At 50.5% G+C, this 23145-nt stretch carries 18 protein-coding genes; 8 read left to right on the top strand and 10 right to left on the bottom strand.

Translation table 11 applies throughout. From position 1 onward, the window contains the following. Window positions 1-143 precede the first annotated feature (143 nt). The 5 genes from ABD796_RS15940 to ABD796_RS15920 form a co-directional block, all read right to left on the bottom strand. Window positions 144-278 carry a hypothetical protein gene (locus ABD796_RS15940; protein WP_344909142.1) on the bottom strand — a complete coding sequence of 45 codons (135 nt, stop codon included), beginning with the start codon at window positions 276-278 and terminating at the stop codon, window positions 144-146. 47 nt (window positions 279-325) lie between these two features. Further along, the gene (locus ABD796_RS35655) at window positions 326-451 is read right to left on the bottom strand and encodes a DUF4023 domain-containing protein (RefSeq protein ID WP_120747935.1); all 126 of its coding nucleotides are present in this window, start codon (window positions 449-451) and stop codon (window positions 326-328) included. A gap of 284 nt (window positions 452-735) precedes the next feature. Further along, window positions 736-2451, bottom strand: coding sequence for an ankyrin repeat domain-containing protein (locus ABD796_RS15930; RefSeq protein WP_344909140.1), 1716 nt, complete (start codon window positions 2449-2451; stop codon window positions 736-738). Between the two features lie 396 nt (window positions 2452-2847). After that, window positions 2848-3888, bottom strand: coding sequence for a stalk domain-containing protein (locus tag ABD796_RS15925; RefSeq protein ID WP_344909139.1), 1041 nt, complete (start codon window positions 3886-3888; stop codon window positions 2848-2850). A gap of 218 nt (window positions 3889-4106) precedes the next feature. Continuing rightward, window positions 4107-4265 carry a hypothetical protein gene (locus ABD796_RS15920; RefSeq protein WP_344909138.1) on the bottom strand — a complete coding sequence of 53 codons (159 nt, stop codon included), beginning with the start codon at window positions 4263-4265 and terminating at the stop codon, window positions 4107-4109. A gap of 274 nt (window positions 4266-4539) precedes the next feature. On the opposite strand from ABD796_RS15920, the gene ABD796_RS15915 reads away from it, so the two are divergent. Beyond that, window positions 4540-5805: an ABC transporter substrate-binding protein gene (locus ABD796_RS15915; RefSeq protein WP_344909137.1), complete on the top strand. Its 1266-nt coding sequence runs from the start codon at window positions 4540-4542 to the stop codon at window positions 5803-5805. A 23-nt stretch (window positions 5806-5828) separates the two neighbouring features. After that, window positions 5829-8306, top strand: a complete 2478-nt coding sequence (locus tag ABD796_RS15910; protein ID WP_344909136.1) for a family 78 glycoside hydrolase catalytic domain — start codon at window positions 5829-5831, stop codon at window positions 8304-8306. A gap of 183 nt (window positions 8307-8489) precedes the next feature. Here ABD796_RS15910 and ABD796_RS15905 read toward each other — a convergent pair whose 3' ends face one another. Next, a complete protein-coding gene (locus tag ABD796_RS15905; RefSeq protein ID WP_344909135.1) occupies window positions 8490-9272 on the bottom strand; it encodes a helix-turn-helix domain-containing protein in 783 nt (260 codons plus the stop codon). Window positions 9273-9381: 109 nt separating this feature from the next. Here ABD796_RS15905 and ABD796_RS15900 point away from each other — a divergent pair, with 109 nt between their 5' ends. The 5 genes from ABD796_RS15900 (at window position 9382) to ABD796_RS15880 (ending at window position 16461) form a co-directional block, all read left to right on the top strand. Further along, window positions 9382-12816 carry a golvesin C-terminal-like domain-containing protein gene (locus tag ABD796_RS15900; RefSeq protein ID WP_344909134.1) on the top strand — a complete coding sequence of 1145 codons (3435 nt, stop codon included), beginning with the start codon at window positions 9382-9384 and terminating at the stop codon, window positions 12814-12816. A gap of 455 nt (window positions 12817-13271) precedes the next feature. After that, window positions 13272-13901, top strand: a complete 630-nt coding sequence (locus ABD796_RS15895) for a class I SAM-dependent methyltransferase (RefSeq protein WP_344909133.1) — start codon at window positions 13272-13274, stop codon at window positions 13899-13901. A 101-nt stretch (window positions 13902-14002) separates the two neighbouring features. Then, window positions 14003-14239: a DUF6953 family protein gene (locus ABD796_RS15890; RefSeq protein ID WP_344910277.1), complete on the top strand. Its 237-nt coding sequence runs from the start codon at window positions 14003-14005 to the stop codon at window positions 14237-14239. A 296-nt stretch (window positions 14240-14535) separates the two neighbouring features. Beyond that, entirely contained in the window at window positions 14536-15012 is a 477-nt protein-coding gene (locus ABD796_RS15885; protein ID WP_344909132.1) for a GNAT family N-acetyltransferase, read from the top strand. 177 nt (window positions 15013-15189) lie between these two features. After that, the gene (locus tag ABD796_RS15880; protein ID WP_344909131.1) at window positions 15190-16461 is read left to right on the top strand and encodes a serine hydrolase domain-containing protein; all 1272 of its coding nucleotides are present in this window, start codon (window positions 15190-15192) and stop codon (window positions 16459-16461) included. A 538-nt stretch (window positions 16462-16999) separates the two neighbouring features. Here the strand turns inward: ABD796_RS15880 and ABD796_RS15875 are convergent. The 4 genes from ABD796_RS15875 to ABD796_RS15860 form a co-directional block, all read right to left on the bottom strand. Then, window positions 17000-18145 carry an extracellular solute-binding protein gene (locus tag ABD796_RS15875; protein ID WP_344909130.1) on the bottom strand — a complete coding sequence of 382 codons (1146 nt, stop codon included), beginning with the start codon at window positions 18143-18145 and terminating at the stop codon, window positions 17000-17002. Further along, window positions 18142-19947: an RNA polymerase sigma factor gene (locus ABD796_RS15870; RefSeq protein ID WP_344909129.1), complete on the bottom strand. Its 1806-nt coding sequence runs from the start codon at window positions 19945-19947 to the stop codon at window positions 18142-18144. The genes ABD796_RS15875 and ABD796_RS15870 overlap by 4 nt, the downstream gene beginning before the upstream one ends. Window positions 19948-20038: 91 nt before the next feature. Further along, entirely contained in the window at window positions 20039-20221 is a 183-nt protein-coding gene (locus ABD796_RS15865; RefSeq protein ID WP_344909128.1) for a hypothetical protein, read from the bottom strand. Window positions 20222-20226: 5 nt separating this feature from the next. Continuing rightward, the gene (locus ABD796_RS15860) at window positions 20227-22194 is read right to left on the bottom strand and encodes an S-layer homology domain-containing protein (protein ID WP_344909127.1); all 1968 of its coding nucleotides are present in this window, start codon (window positions 22192-22194) and stop codon (window positions 20227-20229) included. 405 nt (window positions 22195-22599) lie between these two features. On the opposite strand from ABD796_RS15860, the gene ABD796_RS15855 reads away from it, so the two are divergent. Continuing rightward, window positions 22600-23088, top strand: coding sequence for a GNAT family N-acetyltransferase (locus tag ABD796_RS15855; RefSeq protein ID WP_344909126.1), 489 nt, complete (start codon window positions 22600-22602; stop codon window positions 23086-23088). The last annotated feature ends 57 nt before the right edge of the window (window positions 23089-23145 follow it).

The following is a 23145-nucleotide window of genomic DNA, read 5'->3' as shown; positions in this document are numbered from 1 at the left end:
GAAGCGCGATCTCAAGGAATTGTCCGATCGTCACGATCAAGGATAACCCCGGCCTCTCGAGTAAAAAAACGAAACCCCAATTCAAAATGACGTCGATTCGGCTCATTTCGAACGGGGTTTCGTTTTATATCAAACCGAAAGACTCAGCTTTGCTTGCCGATGTTGTTGGCCGAAGGTGGAAAAGCTTTCGCCTTTTCCGGGTGCAGCGTGCGCGCTTCTTCCTTCATGCTGGACATATTTTGCTGCTCCTTGAACGCTTTGCGCCGATGACGGGGCATCTCCTGCCACCTCCCGATATAATAACCCCACAAAGTGAGGTCTAAGCTTATCGTTCCTTCTGCTTGCCGGGCAGCTTCCGGTCGGGATCGCCCTTGCCGTGCGTTCTCCGGTTTTTCTCATCCTTCGCTTGCGTCTCGTGAAGCTTGTTCAAGTACGCTTTCGTATCGTCCATAGCCCCTCTGCTTCCTCCTTCCGTCGGGAAGACTTCGCTTATAGGATAACCATTAACGAACAGGAATACGCCCTCGCCTGCACTTGTCAATTCATACATAAAAGAAAAGCTCCCCTCGCCTGAGGCGAAAGGAGCGGGACACTGATTAACACAAAACCTTACGCTTTTTGCCGGAAGAAGTCAACGAGCTGCTCGATACGATCTCCAAGTTGAACAAGCTTCTCACCAGCTTCATAGCCGAACAAGAGGTCATCGATTGATGACCTTTTAGTTTGCGTACCTATTTACGGGGAACCGGATCGGCTTTGTTTGAGTTGTTCCAGCATTACTTTTTTGGTCGACGGCCCATAGATGCCATCTGCGGTAAGCTCATTTTTCTTTTGAAATGACTTCAGCGCCTCCGTCGTTTCCTTTCCGTAGCTGCCGTCCGCCCCGCTAGACATCGATTCGCCGAGCTTGAGAAGCGTTTCCTGCACCGCCTTGACTCCGGGACCTTTTGTACCGGGCTTCAGAACTCCGTCTGGCAGTTCATCTGGCGCCGTGGATTGTTCGGCCACCGGATCTCCCGGTTTCACGGTCGGCACAGGCGAGTTCGGTTGCGGCGGTTTATCTGCTTGCCGGGCTGTTCCCGCCGTTTCCTGCGCTTTGGCCGGTGGTGCGGCAGTTTCAGCGGCTGCGACCGGCGAGCCGGGAACGGATCGCGTTGCGGTTAGCCACATTCCGGGTTTTCTTGTCGCTTTGACGTTCGGATCGGCACCGAAGCTTTGCAGAAGCTTGACTATTTCCTCGTGCCCAGCCGTCCTCGCTTCCACCAAAGCGGTTTTTCCGTCAACCTTGATTGTCGGGTCGGCGCCTCCTTCCAATAAAGCTTCGACCATTTCATAACGTCCGAGACCGGCGATGTTCGGGAGCGCTTCGTTCATTACTTTGTTTACCGGATAGCCGGCTTTTAACATCATTTTGGTGACAAAAATATTATTATGGAGTAAGACCTGCAGCTCCAGGAAATTTTGCGTCTCTTCAATCTTGGCCTGCTTCAAAAGCTTTTGTGCGTCAGCTTTGGTTTTGGCAAGATCCAGCATGCTCTTGCCGCCCAGGCTTCTCAAGTAATTCGCCATGTTCTCTTGGCCGGTGACAAGTGCGTGATCGACCGGATATAGTCCGACGGAATCGGGCCGATTTACGTCTTCTCCTTGCTGGAGCAAGAAATCGATAATGTCGCGGGCATCGTTGGCCGCGGCATAGATGAAGGGCCGCGCATCCTCCCAATCGCCCTTGCGGATATCGGCGCCGGCGTCCATCAGCTTTCGAAACATTACGAAATCTTGCTTCATAGCGGCTAGGGAAATGGCCGGAGTCGTTTCCGGCCCATTCATGTTCGTGTCTGCCCCTGTAGCTAGCAGCATGTCGACAATCTCGTGACGTTTATACGGCGGAATGACTAGAGCCCGGTGGAGCGGCGTTTTGCCGGCCTTGTCCATTTCATTGATGTAAGCTTTGTCGAGCGTTTGCCGGACCCTCGCCGGATTGCCGCTTTCTATCGCCGCGATAAGCGCCGCACGGTCTTTCGCCGCAGCCGGGGCGGCTTCTTGTTTTTCCACGATTCGAGTACATACTTTAATGTAGTCCGCATCGATCAAATTAAAATTGTCCCGAATATCCAGCTTCAGCCGGCCGCGGGCCTGTCCGTTCAGCGCGTATACTTTGCGCTCGTCTGCATCGTAAACGATCATCGGTCCGATAGCGCTCGGACATGCTATGTATTCGCCGTAATCCGTTCGAACCATGCGCAGGTCGTTCCAATCCCAATTGGTATGGACCGTCCGTTTGAACGCCTCTTCCGCTTCTTTGCGCTGAGTTGTGTTGTCTGCCGATTCTTCCAGGGCGCTCGCTTCCTGAAGGGGAGCTGCCGCCTCTTGTTCCTCGTCCGAACATGCGCCTAACACCCCGATCAACAAGAACGCGGCCAATGTCAATTGAATCGTTTTCTTAAAGGTCATCAAGTATCCCCCAAACATGCTTCCATTTCTGACATATCGATTATAAGCGGCGATTCGGGGGGCGTCAAATGAAAGAAGGTGAGAGTGAACCACACGACGAAGTGGATTATCCCGTAATCTACACCCGTCCCAGTCCCATAACGATAGAAACATTAAAACGAAATATGGACTGCAAACAGATGTATCTTCATGTTACCGAAAGCCTATAACGGACTAGTTATCGGCTTGAACGGTTTCTTGATATAAAACCGGGCCGCGTCGATCAAGGACTGGCCTCTCGGGTTGGAGAGGACGCTCCTGATGGTAATGCGTGTCAAATACCTCGGGTCGTCCAGAGGGGCAACCTGGAAGGCGAAGCGATCGCCATCGAAAGGAACCTCGCGGTTTTCTACCGTTTCATAGCCGCCACCGTATATTTGCTTCTCGACGATGACGGTCAGCGATGAGCCGACGCGAACGCTTGCTTTTCCGCTGAATTGGACTTCCGACTCGTTCGTTTCGATGTATCCTTGTACCGGTTCTTCGAAGTGGAGGCGGCTCAATTTCCCGGAGCTGAACGGTTCCGGATAGTTGATGACCGGTTCTACCGTTTGTATCGACCAGCGAAACTCCAGTGGCCCCTTGTACAAGATTCGTTCGCCCACTTTCAGATAAACATCGTAAAAGGTGAGCGGCAAAGGCTCGAGGCCAGTCCGAAACCGATATTTTGGACAACCCGCTTCGCCCGCCGTCTTCATAAGTGCCCGACTGCCCTTCCAAGCTTGCGGACGTTGTAGCGGCGCTGTAATTTCCACTGTTTCTCAAGAATAGCTTCGGCATCTCACGGACTTGAGGTGGCAAATAGCCGACCGCGCCGAGGTCGTAATAATAGTTGCGGTACTCGTCCGACAAGCCGTAGTCGTCGACGATATAGTCGATATAGCGGATTTGGAGCTTGCCCGTCTCGGGATTCCACTCTGATTCATAGCCGAACATCTGTTTCAGGTCCAGTTCGTCGATGAGCACATCGTCGGCCGAATCGGCAGGAGCCGCGTTCACTTCCACGTACCCAATTCCGCCGCCGATCCATCGGAGGGCTACCCGCATTTCTGCACTGGCCTGGTAGGGGAAAAGCTCCACGCCGTAAGAACCATTCTCGAAACAAATCGCTCTTGGCTGCACCGTCACGGACCGGTACACGAGCGCTTGCGCCATAAAAGCGAGCGAGATCATCGGCCGGCCGTTAGCGATCGTTCCGATCGTTTGCCCGCTATAGGTGATTGTTTCGCTGCCGATGGCGATGTCTTTCAGCTCGATTTCTTGACCTGTATGGATGACGAGCGGGACGTTCTCCACAGCCGGAGTACCGGGCGATGGATTGTCTGCGGCGGTAAAGGTGACCTTCCTGGCTTGTTCGTCCCACGTGACGCTGCCTTGATCCTGCAAATCTTTCAGCAAAATGGCGGTCTGTCCGTCAATGTTGTAAGAGGTAATCGGTTTGTCGGCGTAATTTCATCGGTTGACAGCTCCCTTACTCTAGAGTTCCATACTTTAATGGACGCAGCCTGAAACCGAAAGTTCCTATATTAAGTAAAATAGGGATAAAGCTCACACCGTTTTTAAGAAGAAAGAGCGGCCGCAGCACAGACTCTTGCCAGTGCTAACCCGATAGATTGCTAGTACAATTTGCCATTCCTTCGGCCAATATGGACGGCGAGGATATTTTTCCGAGGCAGCGCTTGAAAACCGAGCAGATGATGAAGCTGGTTGACGTGAATGGCGATCCGGAGCGGCCGTATCCTCCCCGCCAAAGCTTTGCGTAAGTTCTTCTTCATGACAAGAACTTTATCCCCTCCCCGAATTGCCGTCGACAGTTTGTATATGATTTCAAAATAGAAAATGCATTTTTATTGGTATTGTTTAATTCTATAATGCAAATGAAGAATAGGTTTGAGGAGGCGCCCCTAAATGCCGATTTTTCGTGGATGCGGACGATGGATAGTGAAACGCGGAATTTGCTCAAAAGAAAATGATAGCGAATGTTGCGAATGGCTTTGCAGCTATGATGCTGTCCAAAAAGTTGCGAAGAAGAGGGAGTCGATGGAAAAGATGAAGAGAATCTGGAAGTTTTCTTTAGTAAGCGCTTTCGCTGTGTTTTCGTTGGCCGCATGCGGCAAGCCAAGTGATCCGTCAGCAACAGGAGCACCTGTTCCGGGTGAGGCAAAACCGAAAAGCAATGAGCCTGTCACGCTCGTTTTCGGAATGACGGGAACGGAAGAGCAGTTTAAGCTGAAAATATCGGAAAATCCGCAGGTGAAAGCGAAATTCCCGTATGTCACGTTCGAATACAGAAGCGTGAACGTGGGACTGGAGAAGCTGCTGTCTTCCAACGATATGCCGGATTTGATTAATGTGGTGTACAGAAAGCTTCCCGAAGTGCAGGAGTTGAAGCTGGGCACCGACTTAAGTCCGATGGTCTCGGCAAACCAATTCAATCTGAATACGTTTCGCCCAGAAAACTTGGAATCGATCCGACGCTACAGCGGCAACGGACAACTGATTGCTATGCCCGATTCCACGAACAAAACATACTCGACCTATGCGCTCGCCTACAATAAAGATCTATTCGATAAATTCGGTGCATCGTACCCGAAGGACGGGATGACATGGGATGAAGCGATCGATCTTGGCAAAAAACTGACGCGGATGGATGGAGGCCAATCCTATTACGGGCTGCATGTGAACAATCCGTCTAGCGTCCTGACTTGGCAGCAGGGACTCAATTACGTCAACCAGCAGGGAAAGGTCGATTTATCCGGGCAGAAATGGGTGGAACTATTTCGCGTAAATAAACGGCTCTATGACGAACAAAACAGAGTGGCGCCGCCGAACGGAATCGCGACGTTCACGAACGACAAAAATTTTGCCATGTGGGCGGGATCGGTGCGGGAGCTGTTCTTGAACGCAGAGAAATACGACAAGGAATTTCGCTGGGATATTGTGACCTTTCCTTCATTTCAAGATGCTCCGGGTATAGTGCCGCCTGAAGGAGGCGTATTCGTTCTCACATCGACCAGCAAGAAGAAGGAAGCGGCGTTTGAGGTGCTCTCTTATTTGCTCAGCGGAGAACTGCAAGAGGATACGGTGGCTATCTTCGAGAAAGGAGAGAAGCTCGGCAAGCATGTGGATGCGGTTAAGAACCGCAAGGCATCGATTTACGTCGCAGACAAAATTACAGAGCAAGGGGACGCCGTGTTTGCCGCCCAGATCAAGGGAATGAACACCAATCAACTGGACATCAATACCGCGAATCGCAATGCACAGGAAGCGATTCAGAAAAAATATAACGAAGTGCAAGAACAATCAGCCCGATAACAAGTGAAAGGATGGTTTATTCGATGATTGTCGAAGAATTGCAACCCGCTAAGGAGGGTCATGCCGCGGGAAGTCGGATGCATCGTTTTTTCCGTAAGCGTCCGGTACATGAAAAAATCCTGTGGGATCGTCGGACGTCGATCATCTGGCATCCGTCCGAGGTCGAGACGCATTACGAGCAGCCTAGAAATTCGTTTTGTCGGTTCCGCCACGAATTCGAACTGCCCGAGTCCGCCAAACGAAGCGAGCTTCGGATTTTTGCGGACTCCCGGTACATGCTGTACATCAACGGCCATTACGTGGGCAGGGGGCCGTGCCGGAGTGATCCGCGATGGCAATATTACGACGTATGGGAGATCAGCGCCTTGCTTATACCGGGTCGAAATACGATTGCCGTTCTCGCTCTCCACTACGGTTATGGCACGGGACAATCCGTTCACCGGATTCCGGCGCTGTTGGTGGAATGTACTGTCGATAACGGGGACGGGGGCTGTATGCGGATCGCAAGCGACGCAAGCTGGAAATGCAGCCTGCATCCCGCCTATGAAAGGAATGCACCGCGTATTAACGGCTGTCAAGGACCGGTGGAAGTTTACGATGCTCGGCTCGAGGATGGGCAGTGGCAGAAGCCTGGATACGACGATGGGGATTGGGTGCAGGCCAAAGCGCGGAACCGCCAATTATCGCCGTTCTGGAACCTCGTCCCGCGGGACATTCCGCTGCTTGAAGAAGGAGAGGTTACAGCTTGCCGTATCGTGGGGATCGGCGAGCTGGTCGAACGGCTGGAGGCTGTGGTACGGCTGCATAAGCAGATTATTGAAGAGGAGGCCGGCCTGACCGTTTCTCCTTTGGACCGTGTAAGGACGGCCGATGATACCGTACAGCGAACAGAGCATGGAAAGGCATCCGTTGTCACCTTTGATTTCGGCCGTATGGAAGTTGGCTTCCTGCAGTTGGACGTGACCGGAACGGAAGGGGATATTCTCGATGTGGTCTATGCCGAAGAATTATGGGAAGGTAAAGCACTGCTGAATGTGAACAACAACCGCTCCTTCGACCGGTTCGTTCTAGCCAGTGGACGCAACGAATTGGAGATTGCCTTTGGCTGGAAGGCGTTCCGTTACGTGCAGATTCGCGTGCGGAACCATAAGGGGCCGCTCACGTTCCATCGTGTCGGTATCCGGACGAAGTATTACCCCGTATCCCGAACCTCGGGTTTTGCGTGTCCGGATCGCGAGCTGGAGCGCATATGGACGATATCGGCCCATACGCTGCGCTGCTGCATGCAGGACGGTTTTCTGGACTCGTCCAGTCGCGAACAACAGCAGTGGATGGGGGATGGACGCGTACAGTCTATTTACAACTATTACTTTACTGGTGACAGCCGGTTGCACGCGAAGCTGCTCATGCAGGTCGGACAATCTCAGGATGAGTCAGGGATGACGAAATCTCGATATCCGGACGGCCATCATAACTTTCCCCCGATCCCGTCTTTTTGCCTGCAGTGGATTTGTTCATTCAGCGACTACGAGTTCTACACGGCCGACAACAGCCCGATCGCAGAATGGTGGCCGAACATCGTCCTGGCGCTGCGCTGGTTTACTGCGTATATAAACGAGGAAGGCGTGCTTGAGGATGTTCCATACTGGTCGTTTATCGATTGGGGGGAACTGCCAGCGGGATCGGCCCCAGATGTAGCGAGGGGCGGTATAATCGGTGCGCTCAACCTGCAATATTTGGAAGCATTGCGTGTCGCCGTCCATTTCGCCGATCAAGAAAACGATGCGGAAGCTGCTGCCGTCTTCGGAGGTTTGGCTGATCGGATGGAAAACGGCATCAAACGGCTTTTATGGAATGAAGCTGCTGGAGGTTACGCCGATTGCGTCGTGAACGGCAAAAAGAGCGAAAAGGTCAGTGAGATTACGAACAGTCTCGCGTTGCTTCATCTGCACCGCCCGGGAGAGGGACGGGCGGACTGCATCGTCCGGAACGTATTTTTCCGGGAAGGCGGCTATCCGGTTCTTAAAGCCAGTCCCTACTTTATGCTGAGCGTATATCAGGCGCTTTCCATGCATGGGCAATCTGGTCTCGTCCTGCAGATGATTCGCGAAAGGTACGGCGCCATGGTGGAGGCAGGGGCTACGACGACATGGGAAAACTGGGAAGTATTTTACCGAACTGCACAAGGGGACGTGCGGTATCAAAGCGCGAGCCACGCTTGGGCAGCAATGCCGATCGTATTTATGGCGGAGCAGATTCTTGGAGTAAGTCCTGCGGCCCCGGGCTTCAAGCGGGTGCATGTAGCTCCCCGGTTATTCGGCATGGCGCATGCCAAGGGAACGGTCGCCACTCCTGCCGGGGAATTTCATATCGATGTGCGCAGGAAGGAGGAGCGGATCAGCTTGGAGCTAGTTGTGCCCGAAGGCTGCGAAGCGATCGTCAGAGGACGGCTTTGTCCCGCAGGTAGTCATGCTCTCGAATGGACGGAGCAAGAAACATAGGGACAATACGTAACCGCGGATATACAAAATGCGCGGTGAACAACGATGGCAGAGGGAGGGGGCCGCTTCAGCGTTCGCCTTTGTTCCCGGATTTTCGAGAACAACAGCGATTGGTGGCCCCTTCTGCTCCTGCTGCGGAGTTTTCACCACACTTTAGGTTAGAAGTGGTTCTCCTTTCCAGAATCAAATCTGATGCATTTTCCTGTATTTTCCTGGAGTCATACCCATTTCTTTGGTGAACACCCGATTCAGATAATACCCGTTCTGGTAGCCGCAGCACTCTGATATCTGATTCAAATTCATCTGTGTTTCCAGCAGCAGGGTGCAGGCTTTCTCCACCCTTAATGACGTCATGTATTTATGGGGTGTGGTACAGTAGACCTTTTTGAATCGAATTGTAAATTGGGTGTGCGTCAATCCAAGCGCTGTGGCAAGATGTTTGATTTGCAGTTCTTCGAAAGCCTGCCGTTTCAATTCTTGCGCTGCCCAGGTCATATCGGGATCATCCGCTGTATGTGGCATTGCATGCGCTAATGTCTGATTTGCATCGTCCCATTCGTCACAGATCAAGTACCAGATATCCAGAATATGGTGACTTATTTTTCGGCGGCCGGATGGTGTCGCTCTTAACTTGGGAAATTTCAAACGGTCAAAATTGAACCGCAGACGTTCCAAATCGACGATGCTGACTTTCCGTCCCGGAAACAATGGATCTTCGTGCTGTTCCAGCTGTGTCTCCTGATCGGGACGACGCAATTCGACTTTTATATTATGAAAGGACAGAGGGGAAATCACGACACGTTTAAAAGGGGTTCGGGGAGGACAAATCACAATGTCGCCCAAAGAAGCCGTTCCCTGCTCTTCCCCGATTTCATAGTAAAACGACCCGTTCTCCACAGCATACATCGTCCAGTTCTCATCGATATCTTCATACAGCAAAAATTTTTCCTTTCGTTCCCAATACATATAATACATATCATGCGGGACATAAGTGGATAGGCTCGACAAGGGCGTTCCCTCGCTTTTTTTGTAATATTATGTATATGCGATTAGAAAAGATCTTCATTTTTTCTTAATGATATCATCGATCAATGATGATAAAAAGTATATTGCTGTAGAAAGGGTGCCGAATATGAGAGCACGTTTTATCCATATAGCTGTGTTGCTGTTGCTCATAGTGGCCTGGAGCGGTTATGAAGCAGAAGCTGCTGGAGAGGGCTGGGTAAATGGGATGGCAGAGGTCATGGGCCACACTCGAACGTACGCTCAGGACTTGCGGGTTGAGGATTTCGGAGCAGTGCCGGATGATGGGATAGATGATACTAGGGCAATACGCGAAGCGATGCTGAATGCATCCGCAATTCCCGGCGGAGCGCGGGTGCTCTTCTCTCCAGGGACTTATGAGATCTCTCCTCCCGATGATGTCTGGACCTTCGAGGAAGAGGCCGATTTGTCGGCGTGGCCAGCCTCCGGTGCCGTGGCCGACGCCGTCAGTGGAGAGGTACGACAGCTAACCGCAGGCCAGCAGGCGGTGCATATCGATTCACTTCAACATCTCGGACTTGACGCAGGTAAGTACAAGAAGGCCGTCATTCGAATGCAAAACCTTACAGCGGCAACGGCAGGAAAGCTGTATTGGATTACCGATGCCGATCCCGTGTGGGACAATACGAAGAGCATATCTTTTACCATGACACCGGGGGACGCGCACTTTACGGATTATCTGCTTGACACAGGTGACAATGGTTCCTGGAAAGGCGTCATCCGGCAGCTCCGGTTTCAACTGGGAGAAGGCAGTGCACCGGGTGACTTTATGCTTGAGCGCATTCAATTGCAAGCGGCAACGCCGAAGGACCGGCTCATGTATTATTACAGCTTGCTGTTCGACAATCTAAGCGGTGTAGATGTGGTCGGTAATGGAACCACGCTGCTCTCCACGGATCCGATCGGCGGAGTGTTCCGCTGCAGGAAGTGTAACGATATCAGCTTCACCGGAATTACCTTCGACTATCTTCAAGCTCCGTTCGTACAAGGAAAGGTCACTGCAATCGATCGGGTCAATGGTACGTTCGATTACGTGCCCGATTCGGGATATTCGCTGCTGGACGACCCGCGCTTTGTCCATGTGCCGAGACTATGGGGTACTGTCCGTGATCCGGACAATCCCTATTGGATGAAACCTACCGCTCGGGATTATACGGTGGTGCAGTCCTGGAACCGGTTGGATCCTCAAACCTATCGACTCACTGTTCCTTCCAACATGATCTCCCGTCTTGGTCCCGGTGAGCTGGAAGCTGGAGATACGTTCGTTCTGATTACAAGGGACCATGGAAATAACATTTTCCGAGTGGAGGACTCCCAAGACTTTGCCGTACAGGATAGCACGGTTTACACCTCCCCCGGGACCACAGTGCTCGCTTATTATTCCGACGAAATTGCCATCAACCAACTGCAGGTGATACGTAAGCCCGGCAGCGACCGAATGATAACAACGAACGCGGACGGGATTCATGTCCAAGCGTCACGAACAGGCCCCGTTATTGAAAACTCCGTATTCGAAGGCATGCTCGACGATGCGATTAACATTTACAGCTTGCCGATCGTCATCAGTAGGGTCATTTCCGACACGGAGGTGGAGGTAACCGTTGGTAGATTGCCGAGGACAGGCGATCTTATGCAGGCTTTCGATCCCGTCAACGGCGTGATCAAAGGCACCGCAGCCATCCTGTCCGTCCAGCCGGTATCCGGATTGGCAAACCGCGCCACGATCGTATGGGACCGGCCCGTACCGAATTTGAAAGCAGGGACGGATCATAAGACGGCGGACACTTTATATAATTTAAATAATTCAGGCTCGGGTTTTGCGATCAAGAACAACATCTTTCGCGATTCGCGCCGTTACGGAGCGTTTATTAAGTCTGGAGACGGCGTTATAGAAGGCAACCGGTTTTATGATTTGGGCGGTTCGGCAATTGCCATAAACAACGATCCCGACTATCCGGAGGGACCGATTCCCGGCAACATCCGCATTGCGGATAATGAAGCCGACCGTGTTGCTTACCTGAAGATGCACAATAATAACGCTTATAATGCAGCCATACTGATTCGCTCGCAAAAGCTCGGCAGCGCGCTTTCCAATGAACCTAATATCGGCAATATCTCGGTCGAAAACAATCGAATCCTCCATCCGCCGCGTCACGGGATTTATATTGGCGGAGTGAAGGACGCGACGTTGATAGGCAATCAGATCGAAGCCACAGGAAGCGATCCGGTATACACCGGGGTCATGACAGGTATGACCATCGAAAGCAGCCGCTACATCAACGTCAATCAGACGACCATCGTAGATCCGAGGCCGGAGCTTACGGCAGGTATCCGGATCGCAGGGACCTCTTCGCATAACAGTGCGGGTCAAGTGAACGCCATGCTGAATCCCGGAGTGCCTTCGGTACTGGATCAATCCAGCATCGTATTGACACCGCAAGCGGTCGTCATTAACACAACAAGCTCCGGTTATACCGAGGAAGCAGGGACATGGGATTTAAGCGGTCTAAAGGGATACAACGGGGGAGCTACGCGTTACAGCTTCTCGGCGAATGCTGCCGCTCGATGGACGCCTGCGCTGCAGTCAGGCCATTATCGCGTGCTTCTATATCGCGTCGTCCATTCGAACAGTGATCCGAACAGCCAAATCGAGATCGTACATCAAGGCGGATCCAAAATACGTACCGTTGATTACACAGCCGGAGCATCCGGATGGACCGATTTAGGTGTTTACGAATTTTCCGGCGGAACAAGCGAGTATGTCCGGTTGTCCCGCCTAACGAGCCAGACGGCGACCGCACTGAGGACGGACGCGGTAGCTTTTGAACCGCTGCAACTGAGCACAGCCCTGCTGGAGTCACCGGAGCAGGCGTTACCTCAGTATTCGGAAACCATGCTGCAGATCTCCGGGATGCTTGAATATGACCGGCCTGCCGATTTGAGCGGAGCACAAATCACCTATGTTAGCAGTAGTCCTTCCGTTGCCGAATTTGTATATGGGCCTACGGTGGGAACAGCCGTATACGGCCGGGTCATTGCCCGCTCACCCGGTACGGCGGAAATCAAAGCGGTCATGACGATAGCGGGTGTAACGAAGGAAAGCAACCGAGTAACGGTAGAAGTGGTGCCCGTGCCGATATCGCTTCAATTCAACGGTGTACCGTCCGAGATGCAGCCCCACAAACAACGAAGGATCACAGTTACAGCCATGTACAGCGATGGTTTGGAAAGGGTTGTTTCCGGAAGTCTGAGCCTGACATCCTCCAACCCTGAGGAGGCCGAGGTAGATTCTAACGGATTGTTACGGCGGGGCATCCTGGAACCGCAACGATTTCAGCCGCATTCGGAAACCTCAAGGCTGATGACATTAGTCGTACCAAGCAATCGTTCTACCGAGCCGGGTCCCCCGCCTTGGGCGAACGGTCCGAAGTCAGTCAAATATCCGAAGAGTGCAGTAATCGAGTAAAGACGAAGCAGTGGGGGTAACCCTGCTGCTGTGCAGCAAAATGATCTGAAGGGAGCATCCCTGTACTACTTGGTCAATCTGGATCCGGAGAGGGATGTGAAGGCGGATGTTCACATTCCTAAGCAGGTCGATTCCAATAAATCTGCCTGTCTTGATTTCACGTTAGAGATCGACCCTCGGGATAAGAGGGATAAGGTGATGAGGCCTTAAGTATGCCGAAATCAGTAGTTGTTCCGTCAGATCAATACCTTCTTGCTGACCAATAGGAGCGCATATAGGAACTAACGGAGACTGACGATAGTGGGGAGCTTGCCGCGCGGCAAGCTCCTCTTCGTTCATGAAAGTAACGGGCAGGATAATTGAAGTTTAATTATTATTAATCTTTCTTTGGCTGGTCACCAATTATACTCTTATGTTGTAGGGGATGTACTGATAATGGAAGGGGATGTTTTATTATGTCGAATAATAAAGACATTGAAATGGTTATAGAAACATGGGACAAATATCATCCAATTTACATGGAATGTATACTAAGGGATCGTCCAGATTTTCACGGTTTTTTTGCGGATGGAGGAGTCGAAACTGACTTTGAGTTTGAATTATTAGGGGATATACAAGGATTAAAACTTCTAGATACATGCTGTGCATGTGACGCTAGGCAAGCATTTTCTTGGACGAATTTAGGGGCAAATGTAACGGCATGTGATATTAGCCCTGTGGCAATTAACATAGCCAAAGATAATGCGAAAAAAATTGGATTAAATGTAAACTTTCAAGTGGCAGATGCTCGGACACTAGAACCAATAAATGATAATGAATATGATATTGTTTATGCTACATATATTGGTTGGTATCAAGACATAGAGATGGGGTTTAAGAATTGGTTTCGCGTATTAAAGCCTGGTGGACGTTTGTTGTACGTTGGTTTATATCCAGCGACCGTCTCAAAGAATTATTATGACAGAACACCAGATTATTATATTTTTGAAGCTACCCCTGTTGGTCGAAAGTATGGCGTAAATATCAATATACCAACTGTAAACTTTCATCACACTCTATCGGATATTGTTATAGTGAAACAGTGAGAGACTGCCGTTATGGCTTTGGTAGTATTTGTTGATATAATTAAAGATGAAGCAGATCAAGATAGACCAACTTTTTCGATGGGTAGGTTGATGAGATGACCATGGAAGCAACAGCCGAGCAGGTGGCCGAATGGATGCTGGAGAAGGTGAGGTTCGCGGGAATTCTGTACCAAGAGGAGGCCGTGAACTACATTCGTACAAATTTCGGAGAGCAGTTTATTTACGTGAATGAGAACGGGAATGCGTCTATTGATAAGAATGTAAAGAAAGTTTTCAAAAAGCTCCACAGTGGAAAAGTCGCTTGGGATCGGGACGGTTTTTTCTGGGGTTGGACATAAGGAAGGGACTAGCCGTCATGCTGGTCTTTTTTTATTTCATCAGACCTCGCTGAATCTGTTAGCTGGCCTCATTGAAGCAACGGGCAGATTACGTTAACAAAAAAATAAAACCGACACATCATTGTGCCGGTTGACCAATTGCCAATATGCCAAAAAGGGTACACCTAAAAAAGTCATGGATACATAATAGTATATAAAAAAATTCAACATAAGTCTATTCATTTTTTGGTGAAAACTGTAATGTTATTTATGCGACCGCGGCGCACAACAATAAGGGATGAAGGGGGAAGACCTGCATGATTACGCTCAGAAAAATAACGCTGGAAAACCGACGCGCCATATTTAACTTGGAAGTAACAGAAGAACAACGGCGCTTCGTTGCGTCAAATCTGTCAAGCGTGGCTTCGTGCTATGTCCTTGCAACCAATGGGGGACATCCACTTCCGTTTGCCATTTATTCGGATGGGCAGCCGGTCGGTTTTGTTATGTTGACTTATGGAATTACCGGATACGACCTCCCGTCAATTGCACACGACAGCTATTGCATCTTGCGACTGATGATTGACAAGCATCACCAGAACCGGGGCTACGGTCGGGAAACTATGAAAAAAGTCTTGGAATTTATCCGTACCTTTCCGGCCGGGCCTGCACATTATTGCTGGATTTCTTATAAGGCAGATAACTTGCCCGCCAAAAAGCTTTATGAAAGCTGCGGATTCCGTGACAACGGCGAAATCTTAGGAGACGAGCTAATCACCGTCTTGCCACTCTGAATTCATTAGGGACTCACCTATCGGAAGATGTTAGCGCAGCGATGGAACCGATCCATCGCTGACTTTCATTGCTACAGGCACCGTTCCACTAACTGGGCAGCATAGTAAAATGGAAAAATCGATATGGTACAGGAGCCGTCACTACGGTTGCGAATTGTTTGAGAGGAGTTGGACTTGATGCAATCCATACGATTGAAGCTAGAAACATATATTAACAAATACTTGGACTTGTGGGACTTTTACGGCGTTATTCAAGTTACCCGTAAAGGTGAAGTTCTTTTTGAAAACGCATACGGCATTGCAAGTATCGAGTTCGGAATTAAAAACAATACCAATTCATGCTTCTCCATCGCTTCCATTTCAAAACAGTTTACTGCCTTTGCGATCATGCTTCTTTATGACAAGAACATGTTGGATATTGATAAATCCGCACAATTGTATCTCTCTGCCGATATGAAGATTGACGAGTCGATCACTATTCATCATTTACTATCGCATACTTCTGGATTATATAATTTCCATAATTTTGATAATGATTTTTTTGCTGGGTACAACAGAATGAACTATTCACGAAATGAATTCTTCCGGCAGTGTATCAATAAAAAACCTACAAATCCGCCAGGTATGAAATATGATTACAATAACTCAAACTATAATTTACTCGCTTGGATTATTGAAAATGTTTCAGGAGAGAAATATGAAGATTATATTCGAAACAATATCTTTCTACCTTTGAATATGATGAACAGCGATGTCGATGACGGATGTAAACCAATAAAAAACAGGTCAAGTAATTATTCAAAAGATTTTGACTCCATCATCAGAAGTCCATATTATAATGAGAAATTTAGCATCGGTGCAGGTGCCATCATTTCAAACTGCGATGATTTGTTCAAATGGTACACCTGTTTGCGGGATCGTAAACTCCTATCTCCAAAAACGTACATTAGATTTTTCAAAGAGAACAAAAACAATTACTGCTATGGTCTGGAACATCACCATATTTACGGCACTGCTAGATATTCCCATGGGGGAGATCATCTTGGGGTAAGCACCTATATGCAGGATTATTTCGATGAAGATATTTGTGTAATCATACTTTCAAATAACGAATCAATCCATCAGTACAGACTGGGCAATGCAATTTCAGATATTTTGCATCAAGTTGATGTGGATTATCCGTTAAAACATGAAGAGATTCCAATCAACGAAAACAAGCTTAAAGAGTATTGCGGAACCTATTTGAAAGATAAGATCCAAGTAGAATTTATTAATGGGAAATTATACTTTACGAGATTTTCAGGAAATCTTCATATTGAGATCTACCCCGTAGGCGAAGGGAGATTCGCTCGGAGATATTCTGACCAGATCCATCCGTACAGTATGGCTAAAAACAAAAATGGCAAAATGACGTTTTTCGGTTATGAAAAGGATGACCCAACAATTTAGTAGTTTTATGCCGCATATAACAAATGGAAGCGTTGTGAATTGTGGCGAGAAATTGAACAGAAATATATGCCCTGGCGTGCCAGGAGTAGTCATGAGTCTGTTAAGCGCGGAACTTCCTGGCACAATCAACCGCATCTCTTCAACTATCCTTTTTCTTATATGGACTATAACTTAGCGCAAATAAGTGCATTTGAATTTCATGGAAGGTCAAAACTCAACTATCAAGAAACCTGGAAAGACTACTTCGCATTTTGCAGCAAGGGAGGGAGTACAAACTATCTGAATCTTTTGGCTGCTGGAAGATTAGTGAATCCGTTTTCTGTCGGTGCCGTAGCCGACATATGTGCGCCTATTCTGAATGAACTATCTGTATAGTTTTGCGGATGAACGATGCAACACATGTGACCCCAACAACGATTATCAAATTGAAATCGGTATCAAGCAAGCTTTGTGGATGGCGAAGAGATTAGTTAGCTCCATGAAATAGCGGCAGCCTTAGACTACCGCTATTTCGTCCTTCCCAAAGGGGCTACGCAAATCATGCAAATCGAGTCCAAGATTTCAACACTTGAGCGACGTCGGCGCCTTCCGCGATCATCCGGTGAATGTCTTCGTTGATCAATTGGCGGGAGGAGTTCCATTTTTCGCTGATGTAAAAACCGCTCGCTTGCACGCGATCCAGCTCCTGAACGTAACGCGACCAAATCGGATGCTGCTTCATGCCGCTTTGCTCCGCCAGAGAGCTAGTGACGGGGAGCGTGCGCGCCGACTTCGAGCGGAAAGGCTCGTGGCGGTCCAGCACGTAGTGTCGCAGAAACTCCCAAGCGAGTCGCGGATGTTGCGACTTCGACGTTATACCTGCGGCACCCATATAAATCATGTTGGACTGCTCGCCACCCGGCATATTCGGCAAGCCGACGACGCCAAATTGGTCGGATAGCCCGTTGATGACGATACCGCCTGCGAACCAGGTAAAGCCGAAAATCATCGCAAAGCCTTGGTGCAGCTCGCCCGCTTCCGAAGGCTCACCTGGATTGCGGATGACACGATGCACGCGGTAAGCGTCCATTAGCTTCCGGAACGATTCAATAACGGCGGGCTGATCCACGTAACCTCGCGCGGTAGTGCCGTCTGCGGACAAATATCGGCCTCCGTTCCGCATAACGAAGGGCTCGAACTCCTCGATATCGACGCCAAAGCCGAAGCCGAATTGGCGTGCCACCCCGTTGTCGCCCCGGATCGTTAGCTTTTCCGCCAATGCGATCATCTCGTCCCATGTCCAATCGTCCGTCGGATAGGGGAGGTCCGCGGAATCGAACATATCCTTCCGATAGAGGATAAGCGGAAGCGCTACATCCACGGGCAACCCGGGCAAATGACCGTCTTTGCAAGCTACGCGCATGAGTCCCGGGTTTAAATCCTCCATTAATCCCGGCACCTCTTCTACGTAAGAGAGCAGATCGACGAACATGCCTTTGTAGTTGAATAGAGCCCAACCACCGGATTCGATAATATCCGGAGCTTCGTCCGATTTATAGGCTTGCATTAATTCATAATGGTCGGTCGCCTGCTCCAGGACGATTTGTACTTCGGGATGATCGCGCTCGAAGGAAGCTTTCGCGTCCATGAGGTTGTGCAAGTGGTGAAAATCGGTCATAAATCGAATCATTGTCTTTTCGCTCAAAGTGATTTCTCCTTCTCCAGTTGGTCGACTGCTTTTTCCAGGTAACCGATCGCGGCTGCTTCGAAAGCTTTGGCTTGCTCCAGCCAAACCGCGCATTTCTCGCATTGCTCGGGCGATAGCACCTCTGCCGATCGCATGAACGGCACCGCCGCGCTAAACTCGCCTAAAGCTTCGCCGGCTTGCTCGTACGCTTCCGAAGCGAGCAGCGCAAACCGCATCGCTTCGCCTTGAAAGGGAACGTTCCTCAGATACCGGGCGGCATAAGTTCTTGCCTGCGCATAGGAGGCTGCCAGTTGGCCGGCCCCGTATCGGTTCGGCGGAATGGCGGGATCGCTGCGCATATGTCGAATCCAACGTTCGTAAGCGGACAAGCCTGATGTATACAATAAGTATACAGTCATCGGGCGATAGGCACGCGGGTTTTTCGCATGTTCGATGGCCTGGCGAATGCTGCCCTCCGCCATATGCCGCCTCGCTGCATCTCTTGCAGATCGAGAAGCAGGTGGCTTCTCATGCTCTTCAATCCGGTTGATCGACGCCAAAAAACGAACCGGGTTGTTGGCGATATCCTCATAAGCCAACGTTTTGCCGTCCGGCTTCATGACGTCGGTCAGTCGTACGGATTGCTTTTCATCGTCGTAGCCGTAAATCAACGACCATTCGTGCACGTATGGCCTAGAAGCCGTCGTGTCGAAATAGAACACGGGCTTGCCTGCATCGATCGCTTTTCGGATAAAAGGGATAACGGCTTCCTCGATCGGCAGCACGACGGGAAACCTCTCGACGGCGCCCAGCAACGGTACCGGCGAATCCGCTAGTTGCCCGCATAGTAGGGAGACTTCATATCCGAGCTCTTTCATGAACGTTCTCAGCTTTTGCCGCCAATCGAACATGTAAATGCAATCCGCAAACGTCGTTTTATCAGAAATGAGCATGCGGAAAGCGAAGCCCGATAAGCCCAACAGTTCAGCGGATTCCCGCCTGTCGCCGATTGCGGCGAGCAGATGTCCGATCCGATCGACGAAGGACAGCATGACGGCATCCGAAGCCGGCCATTCTGGCAATTGGAGCAGCTTGCTCTTGACCAAAGTCTTTCCTCCCTTGTCGGGTAGTAGGCCAAGAGAGACGCGAATGTGCTCTTGTCGGAGCTTCTGGCGAGAGCGGTGGATATAGGTGTAGATGGAGCCGGTTGTCATTTGGTACATGGCTGCGATTTCGTCCGGACTCAGCTGCTTGAAAAAACACGCCTCGAAAATATCGCGCTCTTTGCGGTTCAAGCAATGCAACACCGAATGAATCGTCTCGTACAGCTCTTTGCGCATAAGAGACTCTTCAGGATTATGGACGTTGTTCGCCTCGTTAGCGGCCGTGCGCGTCAAATGGAAAAGCACGCTGTCCAAGTCGTCCCATTCCACCGAGCCCGCTTCGCTTTCCGGCAAACCGAACGCCGCGAACGGTTTCTCCCGCTTGTATGGACCGCCCCGCCGTAGGCGCATGTTCGCTTGATTGCGCACGATTTTGTGCAGCCAAGGCAGAAAACGGCTCGTATCGTGCAGGGAACCGATTTGCAGAAACGCGCGAATGAGCGCGTCCTGAACGATGTCGTCGGCCATGTGCGGATCCCCGGTCATCCGTTCAGCCCACATTTTCGCCTTGCTTCGATGCTGCCCGATCAGTTCACCGAACGCTTCCGTATCACCTAGTTGCGCTCTTTCCGCTAACATTTGGCTGCGGTCGGCTTCAGCCGCTTCCCCGCGATCGGTTACAGCGCTGACGCTGCTGCTAATTTCACGACTGCTCACATGCCCGCCCTCCGTGTCTCCGCCTGCCCTCGATAAGTCAGATGCCAATCGCTGCAATGTTCTCAACACATTTCTTTCATTTTAATGAAAATCAGAAGAAAAAAATATGGAAATAACGCGCCAAAAAAGACGAGCCCGCCTCCAAGCGAAGCTCGTCGCTTTTTGTAAAATTCCCTTTGGTCGGCAGATCGTCTCGCCACAGCGTCACTATGTGTATGCCGTCGTCAACGATGATGCCGATAATAATCAAAAAGACATCCCATCTTACTTCCAAGTTGACTATATGTCCAGCATGCGGACGATGGCGGCGGCCGATTCCGCGCGAGTGGTCGAGGCTTTCGGCCGAACCTTGTTATCGTTCATGCCGCCGAGAAGCGAATGCCGATTAGCGACGTATGCCGACCCCCTGGACCAGTCCGAAAGATCGGCGTCGTCGGCGTAACCGCTGTTCGGCGCGGGATCCGGAACCGTTTTGCCCGAGGCGCGCACGACCATCGCCAGCATTTCCTCGTGCGTGATGTTGTTCGACGGAAGAAACGTTCCGTCGGAATTGCCCCTCACAATATTGAGCTGAGCTGCTTGAGCGACGGCTTTGGCCGCCCATGAAGGTATATCGTTTTGGTCCGTGAACGGCAGAGCGATGCCTTCGACATCCGGCTTCAAAGCCCGCATAAGCATCACCGCGAACTCCGCCCTTGTCACACTCTTTGCCGGCATAAACGTCCCGTCTTCGTATCCGAAGACGATTTCCAGTTCCACCGCTTTCGCAATCTCGGGTTTGGCCCAATGGCCGTCGATATCCGTCAACACGATGCGGGGGGACGGCGAGGCGCTGACGTTCACCTCGCTAATCGCCATGTAGCCGCCCTCGTCCGTCGTTGCGATCAACTTGGTTTTGCCCGCCGACACGGCCGTTACGATGCCCGCGCCGTCGACCTTGGCGACATTCGGATTATCGCTCTTCCAATTGACTTTGCGATTGACCGCTTCGGACGGTGCGACGGTGGCAGTTAGCGCGGCGCTCTGTCCGGCTTGCAGTTCGATCGTCGACTTATCCAGCGTTACGCTGGCAACTGGCGGCGTTCCGAGTGCGAACAGCCCGAAGCCGCTGGCAAACAGAGTGCCGTCGGAGGAGAAAACGATATTCCCGTGGCCGCCGCCGCTGTTATGAGGTACTTCGGCTTTCCACTTGGCATTGCCGTTGACGGCGGCAATCGCGTACAAATATTGACCATCGCTGCTGTAGACGTATACAAGCTCTCCCGGACCGGTGACGATTCGCGTGATGGAATTGGTAAATTTGGTGATCCATTTCACGCCCATGGCATTGTTCAATCCGATCAGCTTGCCATTGACGAGTCCGACGTACAACTCGCCGGATTTGTCAACGACCGGTGTCGTCGAAATGTCCGCGGTTGCCGTATATTTACCTTTGACGCTCCCGTCCGGCTTGTAGGCTGCAACGGTGTTTTTGTTGGCAACGGCGTACACGGTGCCGTCGGAGCCGAGCGCGGTGCCGAAGAAATTGGCGGAGCCGCTGCCGCCGCTCATGTCGCGCGACCATTTCAAGCTGCCGTCCGGCTTGATCGAATAGAGACTCGACTTGCCGGATACGGCGTACACTGTGCCGTCGGCGGCGACGCTGAGCGAATGCGCGAGCACCGAAGGCGCATCGACCGACCGGATAATCGAACCATCATTGGGGGCGATAAATACGATTTTATCAGAGTCTGCGAGCACAATCGTTCCGTCCGGCAAAAAGGAAATTTTCCCTGTGATAGAACCTGAGTATGTCCATCCGGTCCGTCCGTCTTTGAATATTTGCTGCAGCCCGCCTCCCCCTCTTGCAGCGTACAAAGTGCCATCCGGTCCGATAGTCGTGTCGTAGTAGCCGTTGTCGGAGAGGATGCTCCACAACGGCTTACCGTTAGGCGCAATGGCGGCCAGCCCGTCACCGTCGGAGTATTTGTTCCAGCTTCCGACGTATAAGGTGCCGTCCGCCGCCAGGCTCGGAGCATAATACGCTCCCTTGAGCTGGGAATACCCCCAACGGCGCTCGATCAACGCGGCATTCGCCAAGGACCCCGAAGGGAAATCGTCATCGGGATCGATCAATATGATCGGTACAGACGGGATAGACGGGAGAATCGGCCTAATAATCGGTTCTGCTGCCAAAGCGGTCAATGGCGAGAAGGCGAGCAACCCAAGCATAGATAATAAAGCAACCCTACGTCGCAACTTTTTCATGGTATTTCCTCCAATGTCGATATTTTCCGACGAGATTCGGATACTAAAATTATATTATTAGATGGTGCTCCAATGATATTAAAACTTTGAAATTTCTTTTGTCCCCCGAGAGCGCGGCCATCCTGTTCCGCAGGTCAAACGTTCTGTGTCTGGGGCGCAGGAGGGGACATGTCGCGCGTTGCCAGGCACCCTGAGATCGATCGAGTAGCAGCAGCTGAAGGGGAGCCGGCCGAGAGCGTCGCATCTGGATCCTGTCTGAAGAAAATAATGATTTAGACTGACGATGCTTCATTGCTTCATTAAGCTAACTGGCGGGATACTTGAACAGGTTGAATTATTTGGTCAATAGTATTAGATTATTAGAGTTGATAAATTATAATTATTAAAAAATGGGGGAGTGATACAATGCAAATTCGTGAAATTGAAGAAAAGGACAATCAAACAATAGAGCGAATTATTAAACGCTCATTGGAATCATTTAACCTAAACATTCCGGGAACAGCATATTTTGACCCTCAACTGAGCAGTCTGGCACAATATTACAAGGAACAATCAAATGCAAAGTATTGGGTTGCAGTGAATGAACAAGATGAAGTGGTGGGCGGTGTGGGGATTGCACCATTTGGGCAGGAACCGGGAATTTGCGAGTTGCAAAAGCTATACATTACACCCGAAGCTCAAGGTATGGGTTTGTCGAAGGATCTTATGAAAGTAGCACTCGACTTCGCCAAGGAACACTATTCACACTGTTACTTAGAAACGCTAAAGAAACTTCAAGCAGCAAATTTCCTTTACATCAAATTAGGTTTCCAACAACTTGAAAGACCACTAAATGGTTCAGAGCATAATGCTACGGATGCTTGGTTTATAAAAGATTTATCGTTTTTGGGTTAGAGCGTGTCTTCAAACCTAATTGAGCCAAAGCAAAATAGAGGCCAGCGACAAAAAGGC

The sequence above is a fragment of the Paenibacillus hodogayensis genome (assembly GCF_039536325.1).
Classification (GTDB): Bacteria; Bacillota; Bacilli; order Paenibacillales; family NBRC-103111; genus Paenibacillus_AB; species Paenibacillus_AB hodogayensis.
The sequence above is the reverse complement of the archived record's forward strand: the minus strand, read 5'-3'. Positions and strand labels throughout refer to the sequence as shown.